This window comes from Methanolinea sp., from assembly GCA_016699325.1.
Taxonomy (GTDB): domain Archaea; phylum Halobacteriota; class Methanomicrobia; order Methanomicrobiales; family Methanospirillaceae; genus UBA9949.
In genome coordinates this window covers 160,468-182,454 of sequence record CP064971.1, presented here as the reverse complement: position 1 = coordinate 182,454, position 21,987 = coordinate 160,468, and the positions used below count along the sequence as shown (strand labels likewise).

The 21,987-nt window shown below is 54.1% G+C and carries 20 protein-coding genes and 2 tRNA genes; 9 read left to right on the top strand and 13 right to left on the bottom strand.

Annotated elements, in window-relative coordinates:
- Positions 1-8 precede the first annotated feature (8 nt).
- Positions 9-257, top strand: coding sequence for a hypothetical protein (locus tag IPI71_00975; protein ID QQR71136.1), 249 nt, complete (start codon positions 9-11; stop codon positions 255-257).
- Positions 258-714: 457 nt separating this feature from the next.
- Here the strand turns inward: IPI71_00975 and IPI71_00970 are convergent, their stop codons facing one another.
- Entirely contained in the window at positions 715-1,539 is an 825-nt protein-coding gene (locus IPI71_00970) for a CBS domain-containing protein (protein QQR71135.1), read from the bottom strand.
- A gap of 219 nt (positions 1,540-1,758) precedes the next feature.
- On the opposite strand from IPI71_00970, the gene IPI71_00965 reads away from it, so the two are divergent.
- Positions 1,759-2,535, top strand: coding sequence for a CPBP family intramembrane metalloprotease (locus tag IPI71_00965; GenBank protein QQR71134.1), 777 nt, complete (start codon positions 1,759-1,761; stop codon positions 2,533-2,535).
- Between the two features lie 110 nt (positions 2,536-2,645).
- Here IPI71_00965 and IPI71_00960 read toward each other — a convergent pair.
- Positions 2,646-2,720: transfer RNA gene (locus IPI71_00960), tRNA-Glu, on the bottom strand.
- Between the two features lie 201 nt (positions 2,721-2,921).
- On the opposite strand from IPI71_00960, the gene IPI71_00955 reads away from it, so the two are divergent.
- Positions 2,922-4,034 (top strand): GTP-binding protein, encoded by a 1,113-nt coding sequence (locus IPI71_00955; GenBank protein ID QQR71133.1) that lies wholly within the window; start codon positions 2,922-2,924, stop codon positions 4,032-4,034.
- Positions 4,035-4,294: 260 nt separating this feature from the next.
- Here IPI71_00955 and IPI71_00950 read toward each other — a convergent pair whose 3' ends face one another.
- Positions 4,295-5,410: a tRNA (guanine(10)-N(2))-dimethyltransferase gene (locus tag IPI71_00950; GenBank protein QQR71132.1), complete on the bottom strand. Its 1,116-nt coding sequence runs from the start codon at positions 5,408-5,410 to the stop codon at positions 4,295-4,297.
- Between the two features lie 63 nt (positions 5,411-5,473).
- Here IPI71_00950 and IPI71_00945 point away from each other — a divergent pair.
- Positions 5,474-5,548 (top strand) — tRNA-Arg (locus IPI71_00945).
- Positions 5,549-5,663: 115 nt separating this feature from the next.
- Complete coding sequence (locus tag IPI71_00940; protein ID QQR71889.1) at positions 5,664-6,497, top strand: geranylgeranylglycerol-phosphate geranylgeranyltransferase; 834 nt, start codon at positions 5,664-5,666, stop codon at positions 6,495-6,497.
- 2 nt (positions 6,498-6,499) lie between these two features.
- On the opposite strand, the gene IPI71_00935 is transcribed toward IPI71_00940, so the two are convergent.
- The 4 genes from IPI71_00935 to IPI71_00920 are packed head-to-tail and all read right to left on the bottom strand — an operon-like array spanning position 6,500 to position 10,043.
- On the bottom strand, positions 6,500-7,213 hold the full coding sequence (locus IPI71_00935) for a DUF116 domain-containing protein (GenBank protein ID QQR71131.1): 714 nt from the start codon (positions 7,211-7,213) through the stop codon (positions 6,500-6,502).
- Between the two features lie 25 nt (positions 7,214-7,238).
- On the bottom strand, positions 7,239-8,282 hold the full coding sequence (gene mtnA / locus IPI71_00930; GenBank protein QQR71130.1) for an S-methyl-5-thioribose-1-phosphate isomerase: 1,044 nt from the start codon (positions 8,280-8,282) through the stop codon (positions 7,239-7,241).
- Complete coding sequence (locus IPI71_00925; protein QQR71129.1) at positions 8,279-9,559, bottom strand: CoB--CoM heterodisulfide reductase iron-sulfur subunit A family protein; 1,281 nt, start codon at positions 9,557-9,559, stop codon at positions 8,279-8,281. The genes mtnA and IPI71_00925 overlap by 4 nt, the downstream gene beginning before the upstream one ends.
- On the bottom strand, positions 9,552-10,043 hold the full coding sequence (locus IPI71_00920; protein ID QQR71128.1) for a gamma carbonic anhydrase family protein: 492 nt from the start codon (positions 10,041-10,043) through the stop codon (positions 9,552-9,554). The genes IPI71_00925 and IPI71_00920 overlap by 8 nt, the downstream gene beginning before the upstream one ends.
- A 30-nt stretch (positions 10,044-10,073) precedes the next feature.
- On the opposite strand from IPI71_00920, the gene IPI71_00915 reads away from it, so the two are divergent.
- A complete protein-coding gene (locus tag IPI71_00915; GenBank protein ID QQR71127.1) occupies positions 10,074-10,541 on the top strand; it encodes a phosphopantetheine adenylyltransferase in 468 nt (155 codons plus the stop codon).
- Between the two features lie 322 nt (positions 10,542-10,863).
- On the opposite strand, the gene IPI71_00910 is transcribed toward IPI71_00915, so the two are convergent.
- The 4 genes from IPI71_00910 to IPI71_00895 all read right to left on the bottom strand — a co-directional run bounded on the left by IPI71_00910 (position 10,864) and on the right by IPI71_00895 (position 14,499).
- Positions 10,864-11,496, bottom strand: a complete 633-nt coding sequence (locus IPI71_00910; protein QQR71126.1) for a tetratricopeptide repeat protein — start codon at positions 11,494-11,496, stop codon at positions 10,864-10,866.
- Positions 11,497-11,515: 19 nt separating this feature from the next.
- Positions 11,516-11,980 (bottom strand): aspartate carbamoyltransferase regulatory subunit, encoded by a 465-nt coding sequence (locus IPI71_00905; protein QQR71125.1) that lies wholly within the window; start codon positions 11,978-11,980, stop codon positions 11,516-11,518.
- Entirely contained in the window at positions 11,980-12,876 is an 897-nt protein-coding gene (gene pyrB / locus IPI71_00900; GenBank protein ID QQR71124.1) for an aspartate carbamoyltransferase, read from the bottom strand. The genes IPI71_00905 and pyrB overlap by 1 nt, the downstream gene beginning before the upstream one ends.
- A 108-nt stretch (positions 12,877-12,984) precedes the next feature.
- On the bottom strand, positions 12,985-14,499 hold the full coding sequence (locus IPI71_00895; protein ID QQR71123.1) for a class I SAM-dependent methyltransferase: 1,515 nt from the start codon (positions 14,497-14,499) through the stop codon (positions 12,985-12,987).
- A 133-nt stretch (positions 14,500-14,632) separates the two neighbouring features.
- On the opposite strand from IPI71_00895, the gene IPI71_00890 reads away from it, so the two are divergent.
- A complete protein-coding gene (locus IPI71_00890) occupies positions 14,633-16,702 on the top strand; it encodes an acetate--CoA ligase family protein (protein QQR71122.1) in 2,070 nt (689 codons plus the stop codon).
- Between the two features lie 307 nt (positions 16,703-17,009).
- Here IPI71_00890 and IPI71_00885 read toward each other — a convergent pair whose 3' ends face one another.
- Together IPI71_00885 and IPI71_00880 are read right to left on the bottom strand one after the other, a co-directional pair.
- Positions 17,010-19,679: a protein kinase gene (locus IPI71_00885; GenBank protein QQR71121.1), complete on the bottom strand. Its 2,670-nt coding sequence runs from the start codon at positions 19,677-19,679 to the stop codon at positions 17,010-17,012.
- Positions 19,680-19,697: 18 nt separating this feature from the next.
- Positions 19,698-20,477 carry an FHA domain-containing protein gene (locus tag IPI71_00880; protein QQR71120.1) on the bottom strand — a complete coding sequence of 260 codons (780 nt, stop codon included), beginning with the start codon at positions 20,475-20,477 and terminating at the stop codon, positions 19,698-19,700.
- 243 nt (positions 20,478-20,720) lie between these two features.
- Between IPI71_00880 and IPI71_00875 the strand changes: the two genes are divergently transcribed.
- Positions 20,721-21,344, top strand: a complete 624-nt coding sequence (locus IPI71_00875; GenBank protein QQR71888.1) for an endonuclease V — start codon at positions 20,721-20,723, stop codon at positions 21,342-21,344.
- Positions 21,345-21,486: 142 nt separating this feature from the next.
- The gene (locus IPI71_00870; protein ID QQR71119.1) at positions 21,487-21,816 is read left to right on the top strand and encodes a hypothetical protein; all 330 of its coding nucleotides are present in this window, start codon (positions 21,487-21,489) and stop codon (positions 21,814-21,816) included.
- The last annotated feature ends 171 nt before the right edge of the window (positions 21,817-21,987 follow it).

The window sequence follows — 21,987 nt, the reverse complement described above, 5'->3', positions numbered from 1 at the left end:
CCTCGTGAGTGATAGGAAAGCGTCCGACCCTGAAAGAAGAGCTGGAGTTTGCCCTCCGGAAGATAACAGGGACCTCTTTCCAGTTCAACGAGGACGTTATATCGTATGTATCCCAGCAAATTTCATTGGAAACAGGAGAAGATCCAGCTGTTGTCAGCCTTCGCCTCATCGAGCAGATCAAGAAGGTCGTGGCTGAAGATATCGAGCGGCAGATGCGAAGGTGCCGTCCCTGTGCCAGGCAGCTGAAAAGAGTCTGATATTCGGAGTTGGGGTTGAACGGTGGCTTTTTAAATTTAGACAAATGCAGGATTTTACACCCGTTTTACGCATTTTGTCCTTGCCGGAAATTTCTTGAGAATACAAACAGCCTCTCCTTTTTTTTTTAAAAAAAAGACGTGATCGTCTTCCCGCCAGATTCATTCAGGATGATACCGTCGCCCGAGAGCTCATTGATATGAAGTGTCACCACCTCATGCCCCCCCCGAACTCGCAGCTCATCAAAACAGCCAACACGTGCGGCGCCTGCACCTGCCACCTGGTGATCACTGATATACTCACCGGCAATAAGTCCTTTACCAGGGAAATTAATTGGCCTACCAACTCCGGGAGAGCGGGATGCGGGATCCTTTACATTCTGTAAGTCAATTCCTACCAGGATAACATTTCAAACGATCTTCGCACATCAAAAAAAGAAGCGTTGAAGAAAAGGCCAAATCAGGCAGCGTATCCCTCGACAAGGTCTCGTGCGGTGATAATGCCGGCAAGACCGGTCTTTTTCGATAGCGGGAGCCTCCTTACATGGCGCCCGGTCATGACCCGGGCTGCTTCATGGATACTTATCCCCGATGGGGCGGTGATTAGCGGGGAAGAGCAGTCTTCCCCTACTGGCGAGTCCAGTGACCGACCCTGTGCAAAGAACTTTGAAAGCAAATCCCGCTCTGTGAAGATCCCAAACGGCGTCCCTTTCCGGGTGATGATTACGCTGCCAATCCTTCTTTGTCCCATCATCACCGCAATGTCAGCCACGGTCTCCTGCTCATCTGCGGTAACGATTCGCTTCGTCATATAATCATCAACAACCAGTGATGATTCTGGTGCGTCAGGCATTTCGCGGATGAGATCTGCAGCAGTTATGATTCCAGCCATGTCTCCGCATTCGAAAACAACCAGACGTCCCTTCTTATGGATCATGGTCCGTGCTGCTTCCCGTATTTCTGTGTCCGGGCAGATGGTGATGAGAGGATAGGACATGACCTGCTCGATCGTTGTTTCTTCGGGGGACAGCCCCTTTCCAATGACGGTCGATAGCAGATCCCGCTCGGTTACGATGGCCACCGGCCTTCCGTACTTCTCAACCACGAGGCTCCCGATCCGCCGCTCACCCATAATACGTGCCGCTTCTAACATGGTGACCTCCGGCACCGTGGTGACCACATCGCGACTCATGATATCGGTGACTTTCAGGCGGCGCTTGTACTCCCGATACGCCCGATCGACAACGCTTGGAAAAGATATCCCGGGTTTCTGCGGTTTTACCATAGGACTTCCCTCGTATTCCAGAGCAGCTGTAGATGATTTATAGCTTTCTGCAGCGCAGCACTACACTTATGGAAAACGGGAATGCCTGGAAGGAAATTGGCAGCACCGGGATACCAGGACATCCACCCAGGGAAGGTCTTCCGACGGTCTATGGTTCATCTACCAGGCTGTCTCTGATCCCTCTCTTTTAACACCCAGGAGATCAGAATGGTGAATGAAATGCCAGAACCGCTTCCAGCAGGGCCAGGTCTGCTTCGTCCACGAGGAACATTTCGCGATACACTCCTTTACTTATTTCTCTTCTTCTTTTTATCCCTTCTTGGGGGAGTTATTGCCACACTGTTCACAAGGGATCCGGTACTCCTGCTGACCCTGTCCTACCTCGTTCCCGGAGCGGGGGCTGCCGTGTTTCTCTCCTGGATCGGGTGGTGGGAACGGGCAGGGTTTACCCACCTCGGCTGCCGGAAGGATATCCTGCTGTACGTGTTACCGGTCATTGTTGCCCTGATCTCTCTCACCGGAGGCATCTCGGTGACCGGGCTGCCGGCTATTGCACGGTTTGCGGTCTTCTCGTTCATTGTGGCGTGGACTGAGGAGGCATTCTTCCGGGGACTAATCCTTCAGGCGCTGCTACCGGCAGGAATAAAGAGTGCCGTCATCATTTCCGCACTCCTGTTCGGAATCCCCCACCTGTTCAACGCGGTGGGTGGGTTATGGGATCCCCAGTTTGTGATCGCAAACACCATTGCCGCTCTTGGCATCGGCATCACCTTTGCAGCCCTCGTTGTGAGAACCAGGACGATCTGGCCGCCGATCCTGATCCATGCACTGGTTAATTTCACCGCCCTGCTCGCTCTTGGGACCCTCCTGGTCCCGGCTCAGACACCGCTGGAACTGGTGCTGACAATCTTTGCAGGGGTTGTCCTCGCAGGATATGGATGGTTCCTGGTACGGGAAGTTCCCCCTGCCGAAAAAGATTCGGGGGCAGTACCTTGAATCGAGCATTCCCAGGGCGGAAGCGGCTATGAGATGGAGACAGAGGAGGATTGAGGTGGAAATAACCAAATTGCGGAAAGAACGGAGTACAGGACACAAAAAGAAAATTATGCTGCTATGGGGATTCGAACCCCAGTCGCGGGCGTGAGAGGCCCGCATGATTGGCCGGACTACACTATAGCAGCAGGTGCTTTAATATATTCGTAATAGTTGCACATAAATCTGTTGTTTTCTGTCCTGTCGTCGAAAAATCTGCCATTGCTGCTGGCCGTTTCGGATGTTCAGATCGTACCCGCAAAATCACACTGGCGGATCGGTTCCGTCGGTAAAAGACCTGACCGGCAACGATAAGTTAGTATTTCTCCCTGCACTATAGGATAAGAGCAATGGCAGGCCTCGAGGACGAGATCCTGGATCTTGAGGAGGAGATCCAGCGGACACCTTACAACAAGGCTACGGCGAAGCACATCGGGCGGCTCAAGGCGAAGATCGCCCGGATGAAAGACGAGGCCATCGCCCGTGCCATCCGCTCCACCGGGGGGGGAGAGGGTTACTCGGTCAAGAAGTCGGGTGATGCCACGGTGGTTCTGGTCGGGTTCCCATCGACAGGGAAGAGTACTCTCCTCAACAAACTGGCCGGGACGAAGAGCGAGGTGGGAGCATATGCCTTCACCACCCTGACTGTCGTCCCGGGTGTCATGGAACATAAAGGTGCGAAGATTCAGATCCTCGATATGCCAGGGCTGATAGCTGGGGCTGCGATGGGAAAGGGCCGGGGGAAAGAGGTTATCGGCGTCGTGCGGGGGGCTGACATGATTGTCATACTGGTCGACGCCTTCAACTCCTCTCATGTCGATGTGCTGATGAAAGAACTCTACGATGCCGGGGTCAGGATCAACAAGGAGAAGCCGGATATCACCATCAAGAAAACTTCTCACGGAGGTATCCGGGTGAATTCTGTAGGGGCACTCGATCTTGATGTCGATGAGATACGGTCCATTTTTGCTGAGAATAAAGTGATGAACGCCGAGGTCCTGATCCGCGGGAATGCTACCCAGGACGAGATGATCGATGCGATGTTCGGCAACCGCGTCTACGTGCCGGCCATTATCGTTGTTAACAAGGTTGATCTCATCGAAGAGGACCAAAGAGAAGAGATCGTTGCCGATCTCAAGAGCCGTTTCTCCCTTGACCCGGTTATAATCTCTGCTCATACCGGATTCCATATCGAGGAGCTCAAGGACCGGATCTACGACACCCTGGGGTTCATGCGGGTATACCTGAAGCCCCAGAGCGAGGCTGCCGATCTCGAAGAGCCACTCATCGTCCGGAAGGGAAGCACCATCGAAGACATCTGCAGGAAACTCCACCGGGACTTTGTCGAGCGGTTCCGGTATGCCCGGATCTGGGGCCGCTCGGTAAAACACCCTGGGCAGCGGGTAGGTCTCCCGCATCACGTGAAAGAAGGTGACCTCGTCACCATTATCATCGAGCATTAGGGACCATTTCACAGAAGTCCCGGGAATGTTTCACTGTAAGATTGTGCTCCCTGAGGTGCCCATGGAGGGGGACGATGGCAGAAATGCTTTCTTGCCAGAAGAGGTTGAACTGAAGCTTGCGCATTTACATCCAGGTATCTCCTCCGGCTCAGCACGAACCACGGAGTATCTTCTAACCCATATGCAGGATTCCCTTCACATAGGCTATATCATATTTGGATTGGAGGCTCGTTTGCTGTCAGGGAAGGTTGTACCGGCCTTCATGGGCACTTCAGTATATCCACTATTACCTGCCAGGGAGCATCTGTCTTTATCCCTGTCCCGGAATAGTGAGTCCGGCCTGCCCGGTATCCCGCATCCATGATGCCTGCGATAACTTCGCCAATGGGTCGGGGAGAGACCTTTGCCCGTTTCGCAAGCATATGGTAATCGTAGAACGATGACACAGGCAGTTCGTCCCTGAGGATTGCGAGGAGCACGCCGAGTTTCCGGCCGGTATTGAGGGGCTGTTCCGGCAGCCGTTTGAGCATGGTATCAAGGACTCCCATATCCTGGATTGCACCAAGCCAGATCGGGCCGATGGGGACAGTCGCGCTCCCGCAGGAAGGGCAGGGCCCCGATACCGGTAGAATGCCGGACTGTTCGCGTCGGTCAGGGCACGATGTACACTGATGAATATAGCCGATCCCGGTAATCGATGCATCTGCCTTCCCAGCACCGTCTTCCAGGCAGAAATGAGCCCGTACATAGTGTTCCCGGGAAAAACAGAAGAGCGGCCGGACCCCACGATCGTACTTCACGGCCTCCCTGACTACGAATGCAAGCAGGATCCGGAGCCCGATCTCGGCATGGTACACGGTATTGACAGGGTTTGCGAAATACCGGCGGATACCTGCCTTTTTGTGGGCACCGCAGAGGGGAGCCGTATCGGTTGCAGTGATCATCAGGTACCGGAAGGTCCCGCGGATGGCGGAATCGCAGAACGGTGCAGGAGAACCGTAAGGATCGATATCGATGGCATCGAACCTCCGGAGCGAGAGGAGGGTATGGATATCCCGGCAGGTCACTTCTATATCAACGCCCGCATGGGAAGCATTTCTCTGGATGAGGCTGATTGCCCGTGGATTACGATCATTGATGGTGACCGGGATGCTGCATTCTGAGGCTATCCTTATACCCCTGGCTCCGCTGGCACCCATCGCATCGAGATAGTCCCGGGGCCGGGTGACGGAGACAAAGAGCACGGTGGCGTCCCGGTTGAGTTCCATCCGGGGGTTGTAGAAGACCGCTGCTGTGCCCGGGGGAAAGGCGTGAGTGTGATCCTGGAGAGGAATAAAAAAGCGTGTCCGACCCTCTTCAACCTCAGATAACTCCATAAATTCGTTCATTGGTGGATTTGCAGAAACCTTATACCTTCTCTTAATCAATTGATAATGGCGGGGCGTGTGGCCTAGTCAGGACAGGGCGGTAGCCTCCTAAGCTATAGGTCGGGGGTTCAAATCCCTCCACGCCCGTTCTCTTTTTCCAAACACTGCCTGAAAATTGTATTGAATGAAATCTCTCGAAGGAGGCTCCGGTTTATAGGTCAGGAGGAGAAACCATCAGTACAGGAGGCCGGTGCGATTGAGGATTCCCGGCATAGTGCGAATCACGAGGCCGGTGAACGCGGCTGTTGCCGGATGTGCGGCAATTATCGGATATTTCATTGCATCAGGAGCGCTGGCTCCCGGGGCCATGTTCATCTGGGGTGTGGTGATGCTCATCACGGCCGGGGGAAACACTATCAACGATTATTTTGATGCCGGAATCGATCGCATCAACCGACCGGACCGTCCTATACCTTCCGGTGAGGTCGGTGAACGGGAGGCCAGGAATTTTGCATTCATACTCTTCAGTGCCGGTATCCTCATGTCTGCTTTCACCACGTTGCTGTGCCTGGCAATCGCGCTCTTCAATACATTCCTCCTCGTATTCTATGCTATCCGTCTGAAACGATCCTGCTTCTTGGGGAATCTTGCAGTCTCGTTTCTTTCGGCATCGGTATTCCTGTTCGGAGGAGCCTTTCTCGGGTGGGGAGGAGTGGTACGGGTACTTCCGTTCGTCCTCATCACTTTCTGTGCGATGGTATCCCGCGAACTGTTGAAAGATGCCGAAGATATTGAAGGCGACCTGTCAGAGGGCGCGGATACGGTGCCGGTCCGCTACGGTGTGAAGGCGACAGTTCAGCTTTCCCTGGTCTTTGCACTCGGTGCTGTCACGGGTAGCATCTTCCCGGTATTCTGGTGGGGGTATCGGTATCTTGCAGCGATTCTTCCGGTCGATGCAATCATCATGGTTGCCGCAGGCCGTCCCCTCCGGTGCAAAGATTCGCTGTGCGTCAGGTCAAGCAAGGCTACCGGCCTTCTCAAAACAGGGATGTTTGCCTCCCTTGTCATTTTCTTCCTTGCTGCGTTCTTCGCTTGAACTTACGCAGAAGAAACGCTCTCTCCATGAGCAAGTTCGCGGGGGATATGGGAAGGATCGATCCCCAGAACGGCAATCTCAAAGACGTCATCCCAGTTCACCAGCGTCTCAACACAACCGTCTTTCAGGGTCACGACGCCCATTGAAATAAGTCCCAGTTTATCCGACATCTCGAGCCCTTCCTTGACTTCTGAAAGGCACCCGACACCGATGATAGCTTTGGGATGGTATTTTTTCACCATACGCTTGATGAAGGACGAGCCCGGAACAGAGAAGACACGGTATCCCATCTGTTCAAATACCGGCAGCCAGGAGCCGATCGTGCACAGGCCGCAACGCTTGCACTTCAGCCCTTCGGGGGTGAGGTGTGCCGGACACCGCGAAGAACGGAGGCACTGGGGAAGGAAGATGGCACGTTCTTCGACCGGGACCGTCTCGAAGGCTTTCTTGTTCATGGTGTTATGGAGATGGATGAAGAAGGAGTGGATCTGACAGTCTTCAAGCCCGAAGAGTCGGAAGATGGCCCGGGTAAAACCTTCCAGGAATACCATGCCGGCCTTCAGGAAGGATGGAAAATAAATTCTGCCCCTGCGGATCGAAAGGACAGCGAGGCTGACCATCACCAGGGACAGGAGGAGGACTCCAAAAACAAGTACAATCGTTATCTCCCCGATGATGAAAATGATCTGATTCAGGAGCGTGGCATCGATGTCCATTTCTCAAGGAACGTGGCCCCGGATTTTATATAACCTTGCGTGTTCGTGTAATGGCATCCCAGTCAAGAGGAGGCCGCAGGATGCCTGATTCGGTTACTATCGCGTTCACGAGGTCAATCGGAGTGGCATCGAATGCCGGATTCCGGACCGGAACACCTTTGGGTATCATTGCCTTGCCACCGCAGAAGGCGACCTCATCGCGGTCGCGTTCCTCAATGATGATCTCGCTCCCGCTGTGTGCCGGATCGAAGGTCGAGAGCGGTGCAGCGACATAGAAAGGTATGGCATGGGCGCGGGCGCAGACGGCATGCATGTACGTGCCGACTTTGTTGAAGACCACATCAGGGGTTATCCGGTCTGCTCCGACCACAACGCAATCAATCTCACCTGTTCGCATCAGATATGCAGCGGCCGAATCAGGAATTACCGTCACCGCGATGCCATCGCGTTTCAGCTCCCATGCGGTGAGCCTTGCTCCCTGGAGCAGGGGGCGGGTCTCGCAGGCGATTACCCGCGTTGCCTTCCCTGATTCGACAGCCGATCGGATGATGCCGAGAGCAGTTCCCCATTCCAGGCAGGCAAGGGCACCGGCATTGCAATGGGTGAGAACAGTTGTTCCATCGGCAATAAGAGCTGAACCATATTCCCCGATGGCATGGCATGACTGTGAATCCTCATGGGCGAGGCTGTGGGCTTCTTTCAGGGCTACTTGTCTGACTTCTGCTTTCGATTCGCACCGGTAGAGATTGGACAGGACACGATTCACACCCCATGAAAGATTCACAGCCGTGGGCCGGGCTTTTGCAATGGTATGTGCAGCGGTCTCGAGCTTCCCGAGAAACCGAGAAAACCTGCTCTCCCTGATAGTGGCGGCAGCAAGCGCCACTCCGTAAGCACCGGCAATTCCGAGGGCTGGCGCTCCCCTGACTTCGAGGCGGCGGATAGCAGTGACGAGACGATCGACCGTTCTACACCGGACCAAGCGATACGAGCGGGGAAGTCTTGTCTGATCGATGAGGACGATTGAGGAGGTGCTATCATCCCACCGGATCGTCTCGATCGGCTTCATGCCGGCCCGTCCTGAACAGCATCGAGAAATGCCCGCATGGCTGCGGCCCGGGCCTGGGCGACACAATCCGGAATATCCCGTGGTGATACTGCGGTCCCTGCTATGTAGATCCCGGGCTGGATCGTTGCAATGGTATTGACCTTTTCGTCGAATGATTTAAAAAATCCTGTTTCTTCGAGGGGGATTCCGCACTGTGCAGCAATGGCCGAAGCATTTTTTGCCGGCTCAAGTCCTACAGAGAGCACCACAAGCCCGGGATGAAGCTCTACCATCTCGCCTGTTTCCGTGTTCTCCACGCGGATCATCATGTCTCCTCCCTCGCCGATGACCTCTGCGGGCATGCCCCGGAGGAACTCTATTCCCATCGACTTTGCACGCTCGAAGTATTCCTCGTATCCTTTGCCATATGCCCGCATGTCCATGTACAGGATGGTCACCCGGGTTTCGGGATACTTTTCGCGGAGGAGGATTGCGTTCTTCATCGCATACATACAGCAGACCCCTGAGCAGTACGGCCTGGAGAGCGGGATATCCCGTGAACCCACGCACTGCACAAACACCACGTGATCGGGAGTATCCCCGTCAGACAATCTCCGTACGGATCCACCGGTCGGGCCGCTGGCGTTCATCATCCGCTCGAATTCGAGGCTGGTGACGATATTTGGATAGCGAAGGTATCCGAACTGCTCTTTTTTTGCTGCGTCAAAGACGTCAAACCCACTGGCAATAATGATGCTTGCCGCGCGGATTTCCTCCTCCCGGGGGGCATCTTCCTTCCGGATGGCCTCCCTGCCGCATATGTCATAGCACAGACCGCATTCGATACAGCGGTCGTTGTCTTTTATGACCAGGTCGGGGACAGCCAGGGGATGGGGCTTGTAGATAGCCTTTCGAACACCAATGCCGGCATCGAACCGGTTATATACCTCGACAGGGCAGATCTGGATGCAATCGCCGCATCCATTACAGCGCTCTTCATCGATAAACCTGGGATTTTTCCGGATTCGTACCCGGAAACCCTCCTCCTCTTTCTCAATCCCGATCACTTCGGTGCAGGTGGAGATCCTGATGTTGGGATGACGCGAAACGTCGAGCATCTTGGGGGAGAGGATACACATCGAGCAATCGTTTGTCGGAAAGGTCTTGTCAAGCTGAGCCATGTGGCCCCCAATCGATGGTTCCCGTTCTATGAGGTGAACCATGATGCCATGGTCTGCCAGATCTAGTGCCGCCTGGATGCCAGTCACTCCTCCACCGATGACAACCACGTCACCCATGCCGGTAGCTCCTTGCAAGGTTCCAGTAATTCCGTGCATTTTCAAGGATATGGTTTCGCTGATCCGGCGATACCTCCTTGACAACCCTCCCCGGGACACCGATGACCACTGAGCCGGGCGGGATCTTTGTACCTTCGGTTACGACTGTTCCTGCACCGAGCAGTGAATCCTCTCCGATAACGGCACCATTCAACACAATTGCGCCCATGCCGACCAGAACCCGGTCGGAAATAGTGCATCCGTGCAGTATTGCTCCATGACCCACCGAAACATCAGTACCCATAAGGACCGGATATCCTGCGCTGGTATGCAATACGGCGTTATCCTGAACATTTGACCTATCACCGATAACGATGCGGTCCTTATCCGCCCTGACCACCGCACCGAACCAGATACTCACCTCCTCTCCAAGGGTCACGTCACCGCGAACGGTTGCATTTTCTGCAATAAAAGCCCCGGTGTTCCGCCCGCTATCAACAGCCATAATAATATAGGAAATTAATTATGAAGCACGATGAAGGTTATGGTCGGGGGTACCTTCGATCCTTTCCACGACGGACACAAACGCCTGATCTCCCGCTCATTCGAGCTTGCTGGGAACAGCGGGAAGATAATCATAGGTCTGACAACCGATGCCTTTGCCCAACGGAAAATTCACCCCGTCCGGGAATACATGCAGCGAAAGAAGGGCCTCGATGAATTCATCCGGCACCAGGGATTTACGGCCGAGTATACCATCGAACCGCTCAATGACCGGTTCGGGAGCGCTGTTGATGAGGACTTTGACGCGCTGGTGGTCAGCGAAGAAACGCTTCCGATTGCCCACGAAATAAATATGCTCAGGAAAAACCGGGGAAAACGCAAAGTGGACATCCACCAGATCAGCTGCGTCCTGGCCGAGGACGGGAGGTGGATATCAAGTACCAGAATCTACCGGGGTGAAATTGATGTTCATGGTCGCCTTCTGCATAGCGAGAGCTGACACAATCCGCTCACCGGCGGTGCGACCTGGAAATGAATTTCGCGGAACGAATCCAGCGAGGAAGCGAGCGATGGGAAGAGAGCCGGTATCACAGATATTGTTGCCCGTGAAATCATGTTCCGCGAATTTGCCCTGGTTTCACAGGGTACACTCCCCTATGATATCATCACCCTCTTTCCCGGAAGGGACTGCCCCGATCCCGTTATAACCAGTCACAATGAACCATTCGGTTCATTCGTCCAACCGCGACCATCATGTAAATACTTATACCAGGAATCATAACCGCCCCAGTGATACTCACAGCATCCCTTTTTCCCCGCGATCACTTCCTCTTCCTGGTTCCTGTCAATTTTAGCAGAATCCCGGCAAGGATAGCTCCTGGAATCAACACCCATCCCTCCACCGCTGCCACTGTCGGGGTTGGGGAGAGAAAACGGGTTGCGATATCACGGTTCTGTGCAGCCTGGGAGGAAGTTGGATCACGGGAAAGTGCCTCCTCAGAGGCAGCGAGTGCCTCCTCATAGCTGCCAATTCCGATCAAAGAGCTGCCTTTGTTCACCCATCCCTCGGTCATGTCAGGGTCGAGGGATACAGCGGCATCAGCCGCGTTGAGGGCATCCTCATAGCGGCCAAGCTGGTTCAGTGCGAAGGCCTTGTTGTTCCATGCAGCCGCTTCACCCGGATCGATGGCAAGCGCCCTGTCGGCAACATCGATCGCTTCTCTATACTGCCCGAGCGCATTCAATATACCTGCTTTCGTTGCCAGTGCAAGGGTGAAATTGCTATTCTCTTCCAGTGCCCGGTTGATTGAGGCGAGAGCTTCAGGGTGGTTACCTTCATATGCAAGGTCGACTCCCCTGTTGTAGTACTCGATTGCAACCAGGTTGTCTGCACTGGCTGCGGTACAGAAAATAAGGCTGATAAGGACAAATGCGGTAATCAAGGAGCGTTTCATGGTTTTTACATCACTCCCTTCAGATGAGGTGGCTTGTAATATCCTTTGTTATGATCCAATCGCAATAGAGGCAATGGAGCCCTTTTGGGAGCACTTCGAACTTGGAATCGATAGGCTCGTTCGTGTTTGAGATGCATCCGGGATTCGGGCACCGGACCACTCCAGCGAGAACGCGGGGTATCTCTACCCCCTTCTTCTCATAGACTTTGTAGTTTCGGATAATGTTGATCGAAGCATTCGGGGCGATGAGTGCGATCCTGTTTACCTCTTCCTTGACAAGCTCCCGGTTCTCGATCTTCACGATATCCTTCCGCCCCATCTTTCCGGATTTTACATTTGTTGCCACAGAGATGGATTCCGTGGTTGTACCTGTAATCCCGATGATTTTGAGCACGTTCAGTGCCTCACCCCCTGTGATATGGTCGATCACTGTACCGTCACGAATGGGGTTGATGAGCAGACCATCCCGCGCATCCCGTTTCATCAGCCCATCACCTTCCTGAGCATTGCCATCCGGACAGGAATCCCATTGCGGGACTGTTCGAAATACCGTGCAAACGGAAGCTGGTCGACACCGGGATCTATCTCATCGAGCCGGGGGAGTGGATGGAGCACGATGAGGTTCTCCCGCACGCCATCCAGGAGTTCGGTGGTCACCCTGTAACTCGAAGCGACCTTGAAATACGATGCAGAATCAGGAAACCGCTCCCGTTGAATCCTGGTCACGTAGAGGACATCGAGTTCCTTGATGATTTCGGATATATCACGGTGTTCAACAATCCCGGCGCCATTTTCCCGGAGTTCATCGGTAATGGACCCAGGGAGTTCCAGTCCTTTGGGAGAGATAGTATGGAGTGTGGCACCATAGAGCGAGAGGGCATATGCAAGAGAATGGGCAGTGCGGCCATACCGGAGATCGCCGAGAAGTCCGACTGTTATCCCCTCAAGAGGCATTGATTGCCGTATGGTATACAGGTCGAGAAGAGTCTGGGACGGATGCTGCCCAGCTCCATCTCCGGCATTAATAACAGGAACGCTTGCGAATTCGCTTGCAAGTCTGGCAGCCCCTTCCTTCGGGTGCCGGAGCACGATGGTATCGGCATACCCGCTCACAACCCTGATCGTGTCGGCAAGCGTCTCTCCCTTTGCCATAGAACTGGCCTCTACGTTGTCAAGACCGATAGACGTTCCTCCCATGCGTGCCATCGCCGCTTCGAAGGACATCCGGGTGCGGGTACTTGGTTCAAAGAAGAGGAGTGCGAGAATCTTCCCTTTCAGACTCTGGTCAATGGATACGGACGACTGGATGCGGGAGGCCTCGTCGATCAGGCGATCGATTTCGGTCCGGCTCAGATCACGGATGGATATGATATGGTTCATGGGAATGCACCGGGCCCGGGATGGAAGGAGTCCGGCTGTCCCGTTCCGGCACATTCACCAGCCGGATCTCCCCCTTTATACAAAACTAGGAGGTGTAACATTTTGAGGCTATTGGATAGGCTCTCCGCACTCCCGCTCCACAGGGCGGATCCTGGTTCGCCGCGAGACGAGGAGATTATGGGCCTGGTGGTTCTCGTTAAACCGTACCAGTACCTGGCGGAGTTCGATAACCGATGAATAAGGAGCGGTGAGGAGATACCGGTTTTCAGAGGTGAGGTGATATCTGGGCAGGACAGCATATACCGGTATGCTCTGGGTTCCGTCGCAGAGGAGAAAAACATGGGTCTCCCCATCACCGATGTTGCCGGACATGACCGTACCAACCACGTTCACCCGTTTTCCGGTGTGCCGCGAGAGTGAAGAGAACGGAAGATAGGGGGCATCCTTCGGCAGGATAAAGGGATGCCTCTTCCGGTCATCCCGGACCATGACCGCATAGCTGTATTTGATATCAATGTTCTGAAACCGGTAGGTTTCCCGCTCACCGGAAAGCCGGAGCATCAGCCGTGTCGGCCGAAGTGGCGGCTGCCCAATGAAACTCCAGCACCTTTCGGGATAGCACCGCCGTTGTCGGAGAACTGTACAGGGGCTGTGGATGTGGAGACCCTCTGACAGTGCGGAAGCGACGGAGATCCGTAACCGTGTCGAGTTTTCCCGGTCGGCAGGTTCCACAATGAGCAGTGATCCGTCCGGGGCAAGGAGCCGCGAGAATGCGGTGATAACCGCCGCTTTCTCTGCACTTCTCCCGGGAATCTCGTTTAGGACATTCTGCAGGACAATGAGGTCGAGGGATGAGGGTAGGGGGAGGGAGGCAGCATCACGGATGTCCGCCTGGAGAGGGGGGTGGATGGTGAGGGAGGATATTCCCGATGCATAGCGAGGGACGATGAACCGGTAGGCCTCCATGAAAGAATCCGCGCGTTCGACAGCGAATATCTCAGCCGAGAATGCAGGAAACATTCTGGCAAACATGGTGGCTGCAAGCGGGAGTGCACCGGGGCCGGTCCCGGCATCAAGGATCCGTGCGCGGGAAGGAAGGAGCCCGTCACGGGCAAGCATCAGGAGGAGGTGAAGAGACTGGACAATGTATACCGGTGCATGGTATGAAAGGTAGGCGAGCACCGCGTAGCCCTTTCTGTAGCCGATTTTCCGGGCCCGCCCCTCTTTCCAGTATTGTCCTTTTTGCTGCATGATAGCCGATCTGATCCTTTCAAGAACCACCGGGTCATCCCAGGCTTTACCGGTAACCTGCCCGATAAACTGTTCGATAAGGCTTTGCAGTTCCTCGTCAAATTCCCCATGTGACAGATATGCCTCCATATTCTTGAGCGGTTCTTTTTGAAGGGTTAGGGGTTCCGGCCGGGGGATGGAGAATATACGGAAATCCTTAGCCGCTGTTTTCTCCCAGCCAAGGCGATGAAGGGAGAGAAGAGGGAGGAGCATGATAAGCAGTTCCGGAAGCTTGTAATCGGAATGAATCCGGGCAGCGTAATCGCTCAAGAGGAACTCCTCCCGTGAGGCACAAAAATCCATGAGGGTCTCCCGCCATCCTGCCGCGGTCATGAACTCTGTTTGGTTTACTGCAGGCATTAGACTTTTTAAGCACCTCCGGTGATGCATGCATTATTCCCTTTCGAATAATAAATGGGAATGATTATAGCGAGCTTCCGCGCACCGGTTTTGGGTAGGCTGGAATATGGCTAAGCGGGAATTGCTGACCGAAGATGAAGGGTACAGGATGCTGGCCAGGTTCGGCATCCCGGTCCCTGCCTTCGAGGTGGTGACTACTGCGGAGGAGGCAGCCCTTGCGGCAGGACGCATGGGATTCCCTGTCGTGATGAAGGTTGTCTCACCCCATATTGTTCATAAGAGTGATGTGGGAGGTGTAATCACCTCCATCACCGGTGAGCACGAGGCGAGGGAAGCCTTTGACCGGATCATGGAACAGGTTGTGACACACCTTCCTGAAGGCAGAGTGAAGGGTGTTATTGTTGAATCCGAGCTCCCTCGTGGTCTTGAGTTGTTCATTGGCGGAAAGACCGATCCCGCCTTCGGACGGGTCCTCTCTTTTGGTCTCGGAGGAACCGCGATAGAGATCTTCCGAGATTTTTCCCTGCGGGTGCTTCCGGCAGGAAGGAAGGAGCTGGTTTCCATGGTCAGGGAGACGAGAGGTTATCCACTCATCGCAGGGTACAGGAATTACCCGCCACTTGACGAAGAGGAATTGATACGCTGCCTTGCTGGGGCAGCCGCGCTCTTTGAACAGGGTGAAGGTGTTGTGGAATTCGACATCAATCCCCTCATACTCTACAATAAAGGCGCTTGCGCGGTAGATGCCCGGGTTTACCGGGAAGAGGTTTCTGCCGGGGCAACTAGGCAGCGACATGAATTTGAGCCCTCGCTGCTCTCTCCGGAATCTATCGCTGTTATCGGCGCATCTGCCGATCCCGGCAAGATCGGGTATGCAGTATTCAGGAACCTTCTCACCTTCCCCGGAAGGCTCTACCCGGTAAACCCCTCCCACGATATGATGCAGGGGAAGAAAGCCTATCCGTCGGTCCTGGCAATCCCCGAACAGGTGGATATGGCGGTTATCGCCGTCCCGGCCAGGTTTGTTCCGGGCATCATGGAAGATCTTGGAACGCGGGGGACAAAGATTGCCGTTATCATCTCTTCCGGGTTCCGCGAGACGGGGGAGAAAGGTCGGCTTCTTGAACAGGAAATACTGGCGCGCGCACGAAAATTCGGGATACGCATCATCGGTCCGAATTGCCTGGGGGTGATCCTCCCCCACCGGACACTTAACACGACCTTCGATCCTACGGATCCAAGGCAGGGGCATATTGCCTTCATCTCACAGAGCGGGGCAATTATTACAACGGTCACCGATTGGAGCGTCCCTGAAGAGATCGGGTTTTCAGCTATCGTGAGCCTTGGAAACCAGCTTGACCTTGACGTTGTAGATTTCATGAGGTTTGCGGAAAAAGATAGTGAGACAAGAGCCGTCATCCTCTACATTGAAGAGATACGGGACGGCGCCGGGTTTCTATCCGCTGTCCGCGATATCAGTCCAAAAAAACCGGTAATCGTACTCAAGTCAGGATCTTCTGCCATAGGCAGGAAGGCAGCTATGTCCCATACCGGGTCTCTTGCCGGAGATTTTGAAGTGTACCGGGCAGCATTTATCCAGGCCGGAGCAATTCCCGTGTACTCCCTTCGTGAAGCATTTGATGTCGCCGAACTGATGGTATCCCAGGGTTATCCTGAAGGCTCCCGGGCCATCGTGATAACGACAGCCGGAGGTTTTGCGGTGCTTGCATCAGACTATGCGGAGCGTTTCGGTGTGAACCTTCCCCCACTTCCGCCATCTCTCATCAAAGATCTCGATTCGTTTCTCCCGCCCTTCTGGAACCGGGCAAATCCCATGGATATCATCGATGACGGCGGTGTAGAACGGTTTGCCCGGGTTCTCGATACCCTTCTCCTGCACGAAGAAGCGTTTGACATTGCCATCGTTATCGCAGTACCCTCTGCCGTGCTCGATCCAACTCTCCTCGCCCGCGAGATCGCCCGTTTCTCGGAAAACACAAGAAAGATGACTATTGGCTGCCTGCTTGGGGGCGACACCATGAAGGGTGGTATGCGGGTGCTCCGGCATCACCGGATCCCTAACTATGGCGATATCGAGAATGCCCTCCGGGCTGCAGGTCGCAGTATAAGGATCTCCGGCCGGAAGAGGATCCGGGATGACGATCTGGCCGGATAAATCGTCTATCTAACCAACGGCAGGCTCACTTGTCACACTCCCTGTTCCCGGTTAAGAGCCACGGTTATTAAGGCTGGTATCAACCTCGCCCCTCCGGAAAAGGATTTTATGGAGTCTGCCGGCACGGTACTCTGATCAAACCCGGTCGGCACTCCCCGGCTATCATGCGGGAATGAAAGGGAGTTGGGCGTTCAACCCAGTGCAATACCGCAATGGGAATGGCAGGCAAACAACCGGCACGTTAGCGAACGGTGCCCCCGCGGTCCGCTGGTATGGCTCTTCATGTTCCTATCCCCATTCCGGGCATTTAATCTTCGAATACCTCGTATCGTCCCGGATCCATTCCCAGGGACACACACTGGTCAATGGCGGCAATAAGATCCTCTGCCCGCTGGAAGCGCTGATCTTTCTCCTTTTCAAGGCACCGCTTCACGATTGCATCTAGGTAACAGCTGGATGGAAGGTTTTCTGAAGGGAGTGGAACCTCACCGTTGATGATCTGCCTTGTTACCTGAGAGATATCATCACCGGTGAATGGGAGCCTGCCAGTCAGCAGTTCATAGAAGACGACCCCGAGCTGATAAATATCGGTCCGTTGATCGGTGTCGCCAAATTTATCCGGTGAAATCTGTTCGGGAGCCGCGTATGAAAGAGAGAATCCGGTAATGGTATGGGGAAGATAGGCCCCCATCACCTTACTCATCCCCCAGTCGGTAATTTTCGGAACGCCTGAATCCGTAATGAGAATATTCTGTGGCTTTATGTCCCGGTGAATAATTCCCTGCGAATGAGCATACGCAAGTCCTTTTGCAATTCCCCGCACAATCCGGGCTGCTTCTTCGGGAGAAAGCGGTTTTTCGAGGTCGGCGAGTGACCGCCCGATATATTCCATCTCGACATACGGGACCGGCAGGATGTTCACTTCGTGGATGTTCACAATATTTTCATGGTTGAGATCCTCCCAGGCTTTGATCTCCTTCATGAAGCATTTCCCGGCGGTCTCATTGAACTGAACGGGAATCTTCAGGGCAACAATTCCCCCTGACACGGCGCTCTCTGCGCGGAATACCCTGGCAATACCCCCCATCCCGATGAGTTCCGGGTTGAGATACTTATCGAGAAGCTCGGTTGGAAATGATGAGGAGGTTGTCGGGCTTGTCCTGGAGGGGACGAATGTTGCCTCAGGACCTGTATCACTCCCTCGATCTGCAGGAGGCGCTTTCCCCTCTTTATCATGAAATGTGGAGGAAACATACTCCCAGCGTGCACAAAAACCGCCGATGATTGCAGCCCCGAAGCTGAGGAGGACCGGAATCCTGAGATCAGGGGTTGAACCGATCAAGGTAAGGGCCGCGGTGAACGCGGCGATCAGGGATATCAGGATATGCCCACCAAGGGTCCACTTCAGCGGATGGGAGAGTAGTGCGCCGGCAAAGAGGGCAAGCCCCGATACAAGGAGATAACCGCATACAGGGATCAGGATGCTGATAAAGGGAGGGATCTCCTGGAGGGTGGTAAGTACCCGGGAAAACAGGACGAGTGCTCCAACCAGGGCTCCGATGACCGTCAGGTACGCCAGGAACAGGATCGCCCTCCGGGAACGATTGACAGGTTGCGGTGCCTGGCGCGAGGAGAGGTCGATCAAAACCAGGCCTGCACAGAGCCCCCCCATCAGCATCAGGACAGAGAAACCACTCGCCCCGCGAATCCATGGAAGGAGAGCCGGGCCGGTTACATTCATATCACCGGGAGGAGGGGTAGTTGCAGGTGTCTCCTCCATTTCTGGCGCCGTCATCGTAGTGGTGATAGTGGGGGATGTCGCTGTTTGCCAGGGAGTGATCGAACGTGTTGTTGTGGTTGGAGGTATCGAGGTTGTTGGCACAGGGGTCATTGGTGTAGTGCCCGCTGTGGTTACCGATACTGTTGTGCCTGTAGTAGTTGGCAGAGTGGTTGTGGTAGTGGCAGGCGTGGTAGTTACCGTCGTGGTGAGCGAATTTGTTGGGGAAGTGGTAGGTCTGGTGGTTGTGGTAGTGGTGGGGGAGGTAGTTGGAGAGGTTGTTGGGGAGGTGGTTTGAGTAGTGGTTACGGTAGTGGTAGGTCTGGTGGTTGTGGTAGTGGTGGGGGAGGTAGTTGGAGAGGTTGTTGGGGAGGTAGTTTGAGTAGTGGTTACGGTAGTGGTAGGTCTGGTGGTTGTGGTAGTGGTGGGGGAGGTAGTTGGAGAGGTTGTTGGGGAGGTAGTTTGAGTAGTGGTTACGGTAGTGGTAGGTCTGGTGGTTGTGGTAGTGGTGGGGGAGGTAGTTGGAGAGGTTGTTGGGGAGGTAGTTTGAGTAGTGGTTACGGTGGTGGTAGGTCTGGTGGTTGTGGTAGTGGTGGGGGAGGTTGTTGGGGTAGTGGTTGGGGTGGTGGTGGTGGGCGAGGTTGTTGGAAGGGCGGTAGAAGGCGTGGTCGGAATGGGGGATAGGCTGACAAGGGCAATGACGGTTGTCTGGCCATCGTTAACCTGTATCTCCTGGCCCCAGACCTCAAATCCTTCCAGCCGGAGTTCGACGGATTGCATCCCTGCGGGAACATTCTCGATGATAAGGGGCCCCTGCGCCCGGGTCTTTCCCGCATAAGTCCCATCGATATAAAAAGACGCCCCGGGAGGCCGGGACTCAACCGAAATCGATCCGGTAGCCCTGGTGAATGTAACGGAGATGGTATGGTCTGTAGCAACAGAATAAAATGTATACACCTGGAGTGGGCCAACAGGACTTCCATCGACATAAACCATCCCAATCTTATAGCCTTCATCAGGGGTGATCGCAAATATCTGTGTTCCTCCCTCCCTGACCCAAAATTCTCCGGAAGGAATGATGGACCCCCCTGGCCCTGCTGTTGCGGCGATGATGTAGTAACCCTGAGCCGCAGAAACGCAGGTAGCCATCCCTGCGAAGATGACAAATCCGATCAGGAGATAAATCAGGCGACTGTTCATGGGAGGGATTGGTGGTGATCAGGGAAGGATGACGAGGAGTCGTGCACCATGAGCCCCTTTTCCAAGTTCCAGCAGATCGCCGTCGTGGAGCACAGCAGGGTGCCTCTTCTGCAACTCGCTGCTGTTGAGGTAAGAACCCCCGCTGCTCCCCCGGTCCTCAAAATAAAAATTCTGGCCTTCCTTTCTGAAGATGCCATGAGGCTTCGAGACCCGGCTGACCGATGAATACTCCCTGGGGAGGATGATGTCAGCCGAAAGATCGGTTGATTCGGGCAGGGTTGGATCGAACCGTCCTACACGGGTGTCCTCCTTTTCGAGGACGAATAATTTTCCGTCATCGGCTCCCCCGAGGAGAATTACCATAGGCTTCTTCCCGGTGATCTCCCCTTCTACCGCTTCACGAACCTCATCGAGCCTCTTCTTCAGATCGGCATCGTCGATATTGATGCGCATGTTCGAAAAGATACCGAGATTCCGGATCACCGCTTCCATAGCTCCGGGAACGAGGGAATATTTCCAGACCGGATGGACCCCTTTGGAGGTCTGTTGCCCAAGGCCCACGTCTTTCCTGATCAGGCCCATTCCTATCAGTTTATCAAGGTGCTTCTTGGTATTCTCATAGCTGGTGTTGATCTCTGAAGCGATCGTCCTGACATCTCTTGGTCGTTTTTCGAGGATTTTCAGGATCTTGAGGCGCTGGCTGTTGGAAAGCACCTCAAGGTACTCTGAAAGTTCATTAAAATAATCAGGTACCTCATCGAGCACAATTGTTTGCCCTGCTTCCTGATGCTCCGGCATCCTTGTCCTGCCTCCTGTATAAAAATCGACCTGATGTAACAAAAACATTCTCTGGATGACAACGCTCGATGATCGAACCAAACGGTTCAACGAATGGTTTTAATCCAGGGGTAAACCTGCTGGCTGGAGGGCCTTCCGCAATCAGGTTCATTATTGCTCCTTGTATCAGATACCATGATCCATGTGTTGAAGGGAGGCGGAAAAGAACATCTCATTGCAGGGGCGCAGGCAATCCAGATCAGGATGCGGGACCGCTGCGGCTGCGGCCGGGGCGAGACGATGCCTGAAATCCGGTTTATCGGTGGTATGGATGCGTTCTACACTCCCGGTGAAATCGGTGTCGGGGTGGTTGCGGTGTTCACCTTTCCCGAATTGGAAGTGGTAGAGCATGCAGTCGCCTGCCGGCACGTCCTCTTTCCCTACGTTCCCGGGCTGTTCGCATTCCGTGAGCTACCGCTCTGCCTGGCCGCCTGCGAGAAGCTGTCCACACAACCAGACCTCCTCCTGGTGAACGGCCATGGTTATGCCCACCCGGAACGGTTTGGGATTGCCTGTCATGCAGGCGCGCTCCTCGCAATTCCCACCATTGGAGTTGCCTCCCGGCCGTTGTCAGGGAAAAGTGCATATCCCGATTATCACAGGGGCTCTTCCACTCCTCTTGTAGATGGAGGGGAACAGGTTGGCATGGTGGTTCGGACCAGGGAAGGCTCTCGGCCTGTATATGTCTCTGCCGGGTACTGCACAACCCTCCCGTTTGCGGTGAAAATCACTCTTGCTACTGCCAGGGAACAGAGACTACCGCGCCCAATCCATTCGGCAGATGTCCTGGCCAGAAAGCTCGGCCGGGACCTTGTATCCCAAGCCTGACCATTTCTGCATAATTTCGAAAATAAACAGGTTAATGGCCTGGTGTGAGGAACGGACCGATGTAGGACTTTTTTCTAGAGCACAGGATATTTATACCCTGACGGACAATTCAGCCATACCCTTTGGTGCGGGGTGAAGAATCATGCCTGAGGTCTCAAAAACGGAAATTGGGCGGCGTTTTTACAAGCTGCAGAAAGAAAAGAATGTAGAAAAGGCGATCGAGAAGATCAGACAGAGTATGGGCTCCGAGTGGTCGCTCTATACCCATGGGGATATCGAGGCTCTGAAATACATACTCAGGGAATGCTGGGTCTTCATGGATCGCGATACCTGGGACAAGATTTCATTTACCCGGCTCACAGGACTTGATCTTCGTGAACTAATTTCAATCGGCAAGAACGCGGCTGAAAATACCATCAATGAACAAAAAGCAGTTCAAATGAGTGAGGCTATTTTATTCTCAAAAAAATAAGGTTTAAATATCCTTTCTTATGCTCTGCAGAGATGATGAGCATATTTTTTTATAATCCCGTGCCGCCTTTTAATAGATGAACATTTTTGAACCATGTGTCAATAGCAATTCAGGGAGGTCTTGAATAATGCAGTCATACAAAAGAACGAGGCAACTTCTCGTAACTATGGG

What these genes read in the sequence shown, in the direction of transcription:
- IPI71_00920 (QQR71128.1), bottom strand. Translation starts at nt 10,043, where the DNA reads ATGGCTGTTGATAGCGGGCGGAACACCGGGGCTTTTATTGCAGAAAAT.
- IPI71_00910 (QQR71126.1), bottom strand. Translation starts at nt 11,496, where the DNA reads ATGAAACGCTCCTTGATTACCGCATTTGTCCTTATCAGCCTTATTTTC.
- IPI71_00905 (QQR71125.1), bottom strand. Translation starts at nt 11,980, where the DNA reads ATGAAACGGGATGCGCGGGATGGTCTGCTCATCAACCCCATTCGTGAC.
- IPI71_00890 (QQR71122.1), top strand. Translation starts at nt 14,633, where the DNA reads ATGGCTAAGCGGGAATTGCTGACCGAAGATGAAGGGTACAGGATGCTG.
- IPI71_00915 (QQR71127.1), top strand. Translation starts at nt 10,074, where the DNA reads ATGAAGGTTATGGTCGGGGGTACCTTCGATCCTTTCCACGACGGACAC.
- IPI71_00970 (QQR71135.1), bottom strand. Translation starts at nt 1,539, where the DNA reads ATGGTAAAACCGCAGAAACCCGGGATATCTTTTCCAAGCGTTGTCGAT.
- IPI71_00875 (QQR71888.1), top strand. Translation starts at nt 20,721, where the DNA reads ATGCGGGACCGCTGCGGCTGCGGCCGGGGCGAGACGATGCCTGAAATC.
- IPI71_00870 (QQR71119.1), top strand. Translation starts at nt 21,487, where the DNA reads ATGCCTGAGGTCTCAAAAACGGAAATTGGGCGGCGTTTTTACAAGCTG.
- IPI71_00925 (QQR71129.1), bottom strand. Translation starts at nt 9,559, where the DNA reads ATGGGTGACGTGGTTGTCATCGGTGGAGGAGTGACTGGCATCCAGGCG.
- IPI71_00955 (QQR71133.1), top strand. Translation starts at nt 2,922, where the DNA reads ATGGCAGGCCTCGAGGACGAGATCCTGGATCTTGAGGAGGAGATCCAG.
- IPI71_00965 (QQR71134.1), top strand. Translation starts at nt 1,759, where the DNA reads ATGCCAGAACCGCTTCCAGCAGGGCCAGGTCTGCTTCGTCCACGAGGA.
- IPI71_00935 (QQR71131.1), bottom strand. Translation starts at nt 7,213, where the DNA reads ATGGACATCGATGCCACGCTCCTGAATCAGATCATTTTCATCATCGGG.
- IPI71_00880 (QQR71120.1), bottom strand. Translation starts at nt 20,477, where the DNA reads ATGCCGGAGCATCAGGAAGCAGGGCAAACAATTGTGCTCGATGAGGTA.
- pyrB (QQR71124.1), bottom strand. Translation starts at nt 12,876, where the DNA reads ATGAACCATATCATATCCATCCGTGATCTGAGCCGGACCGAAATCGAT.
- IPI71_00885 (QQR71121.1), bottom strand. Translation starts at nt 19,679, where the DNA reads ATGAACAGTCGCCTGATTTATCTCCTGATCGGATTTGTCATCTTCGCA.
- IPI71_00950 (QQR71132.1), bottom strand. Translation starts at nt 5,410, where the DNA reads ATGGAGTTATCTGAGGTTGAAGAGGGTCGGACACGCTTTTTTATTCCT.
- mtnA (QQR71130.1), bottom strand. Translation starts at nt 8,282, where the DNA reads ATGAAGCCGATCGAGACGATCCGGTGGGATGATAGCACCTCCTCAATC.
- IPI71_00895 (QQR71123.1), bottom strand. Translation starts at nt 14,499, where the DNA reads ATGACCGCGGCAGGATGGCGGGAGACCCTCATGGATTTTTGTGCCTCA.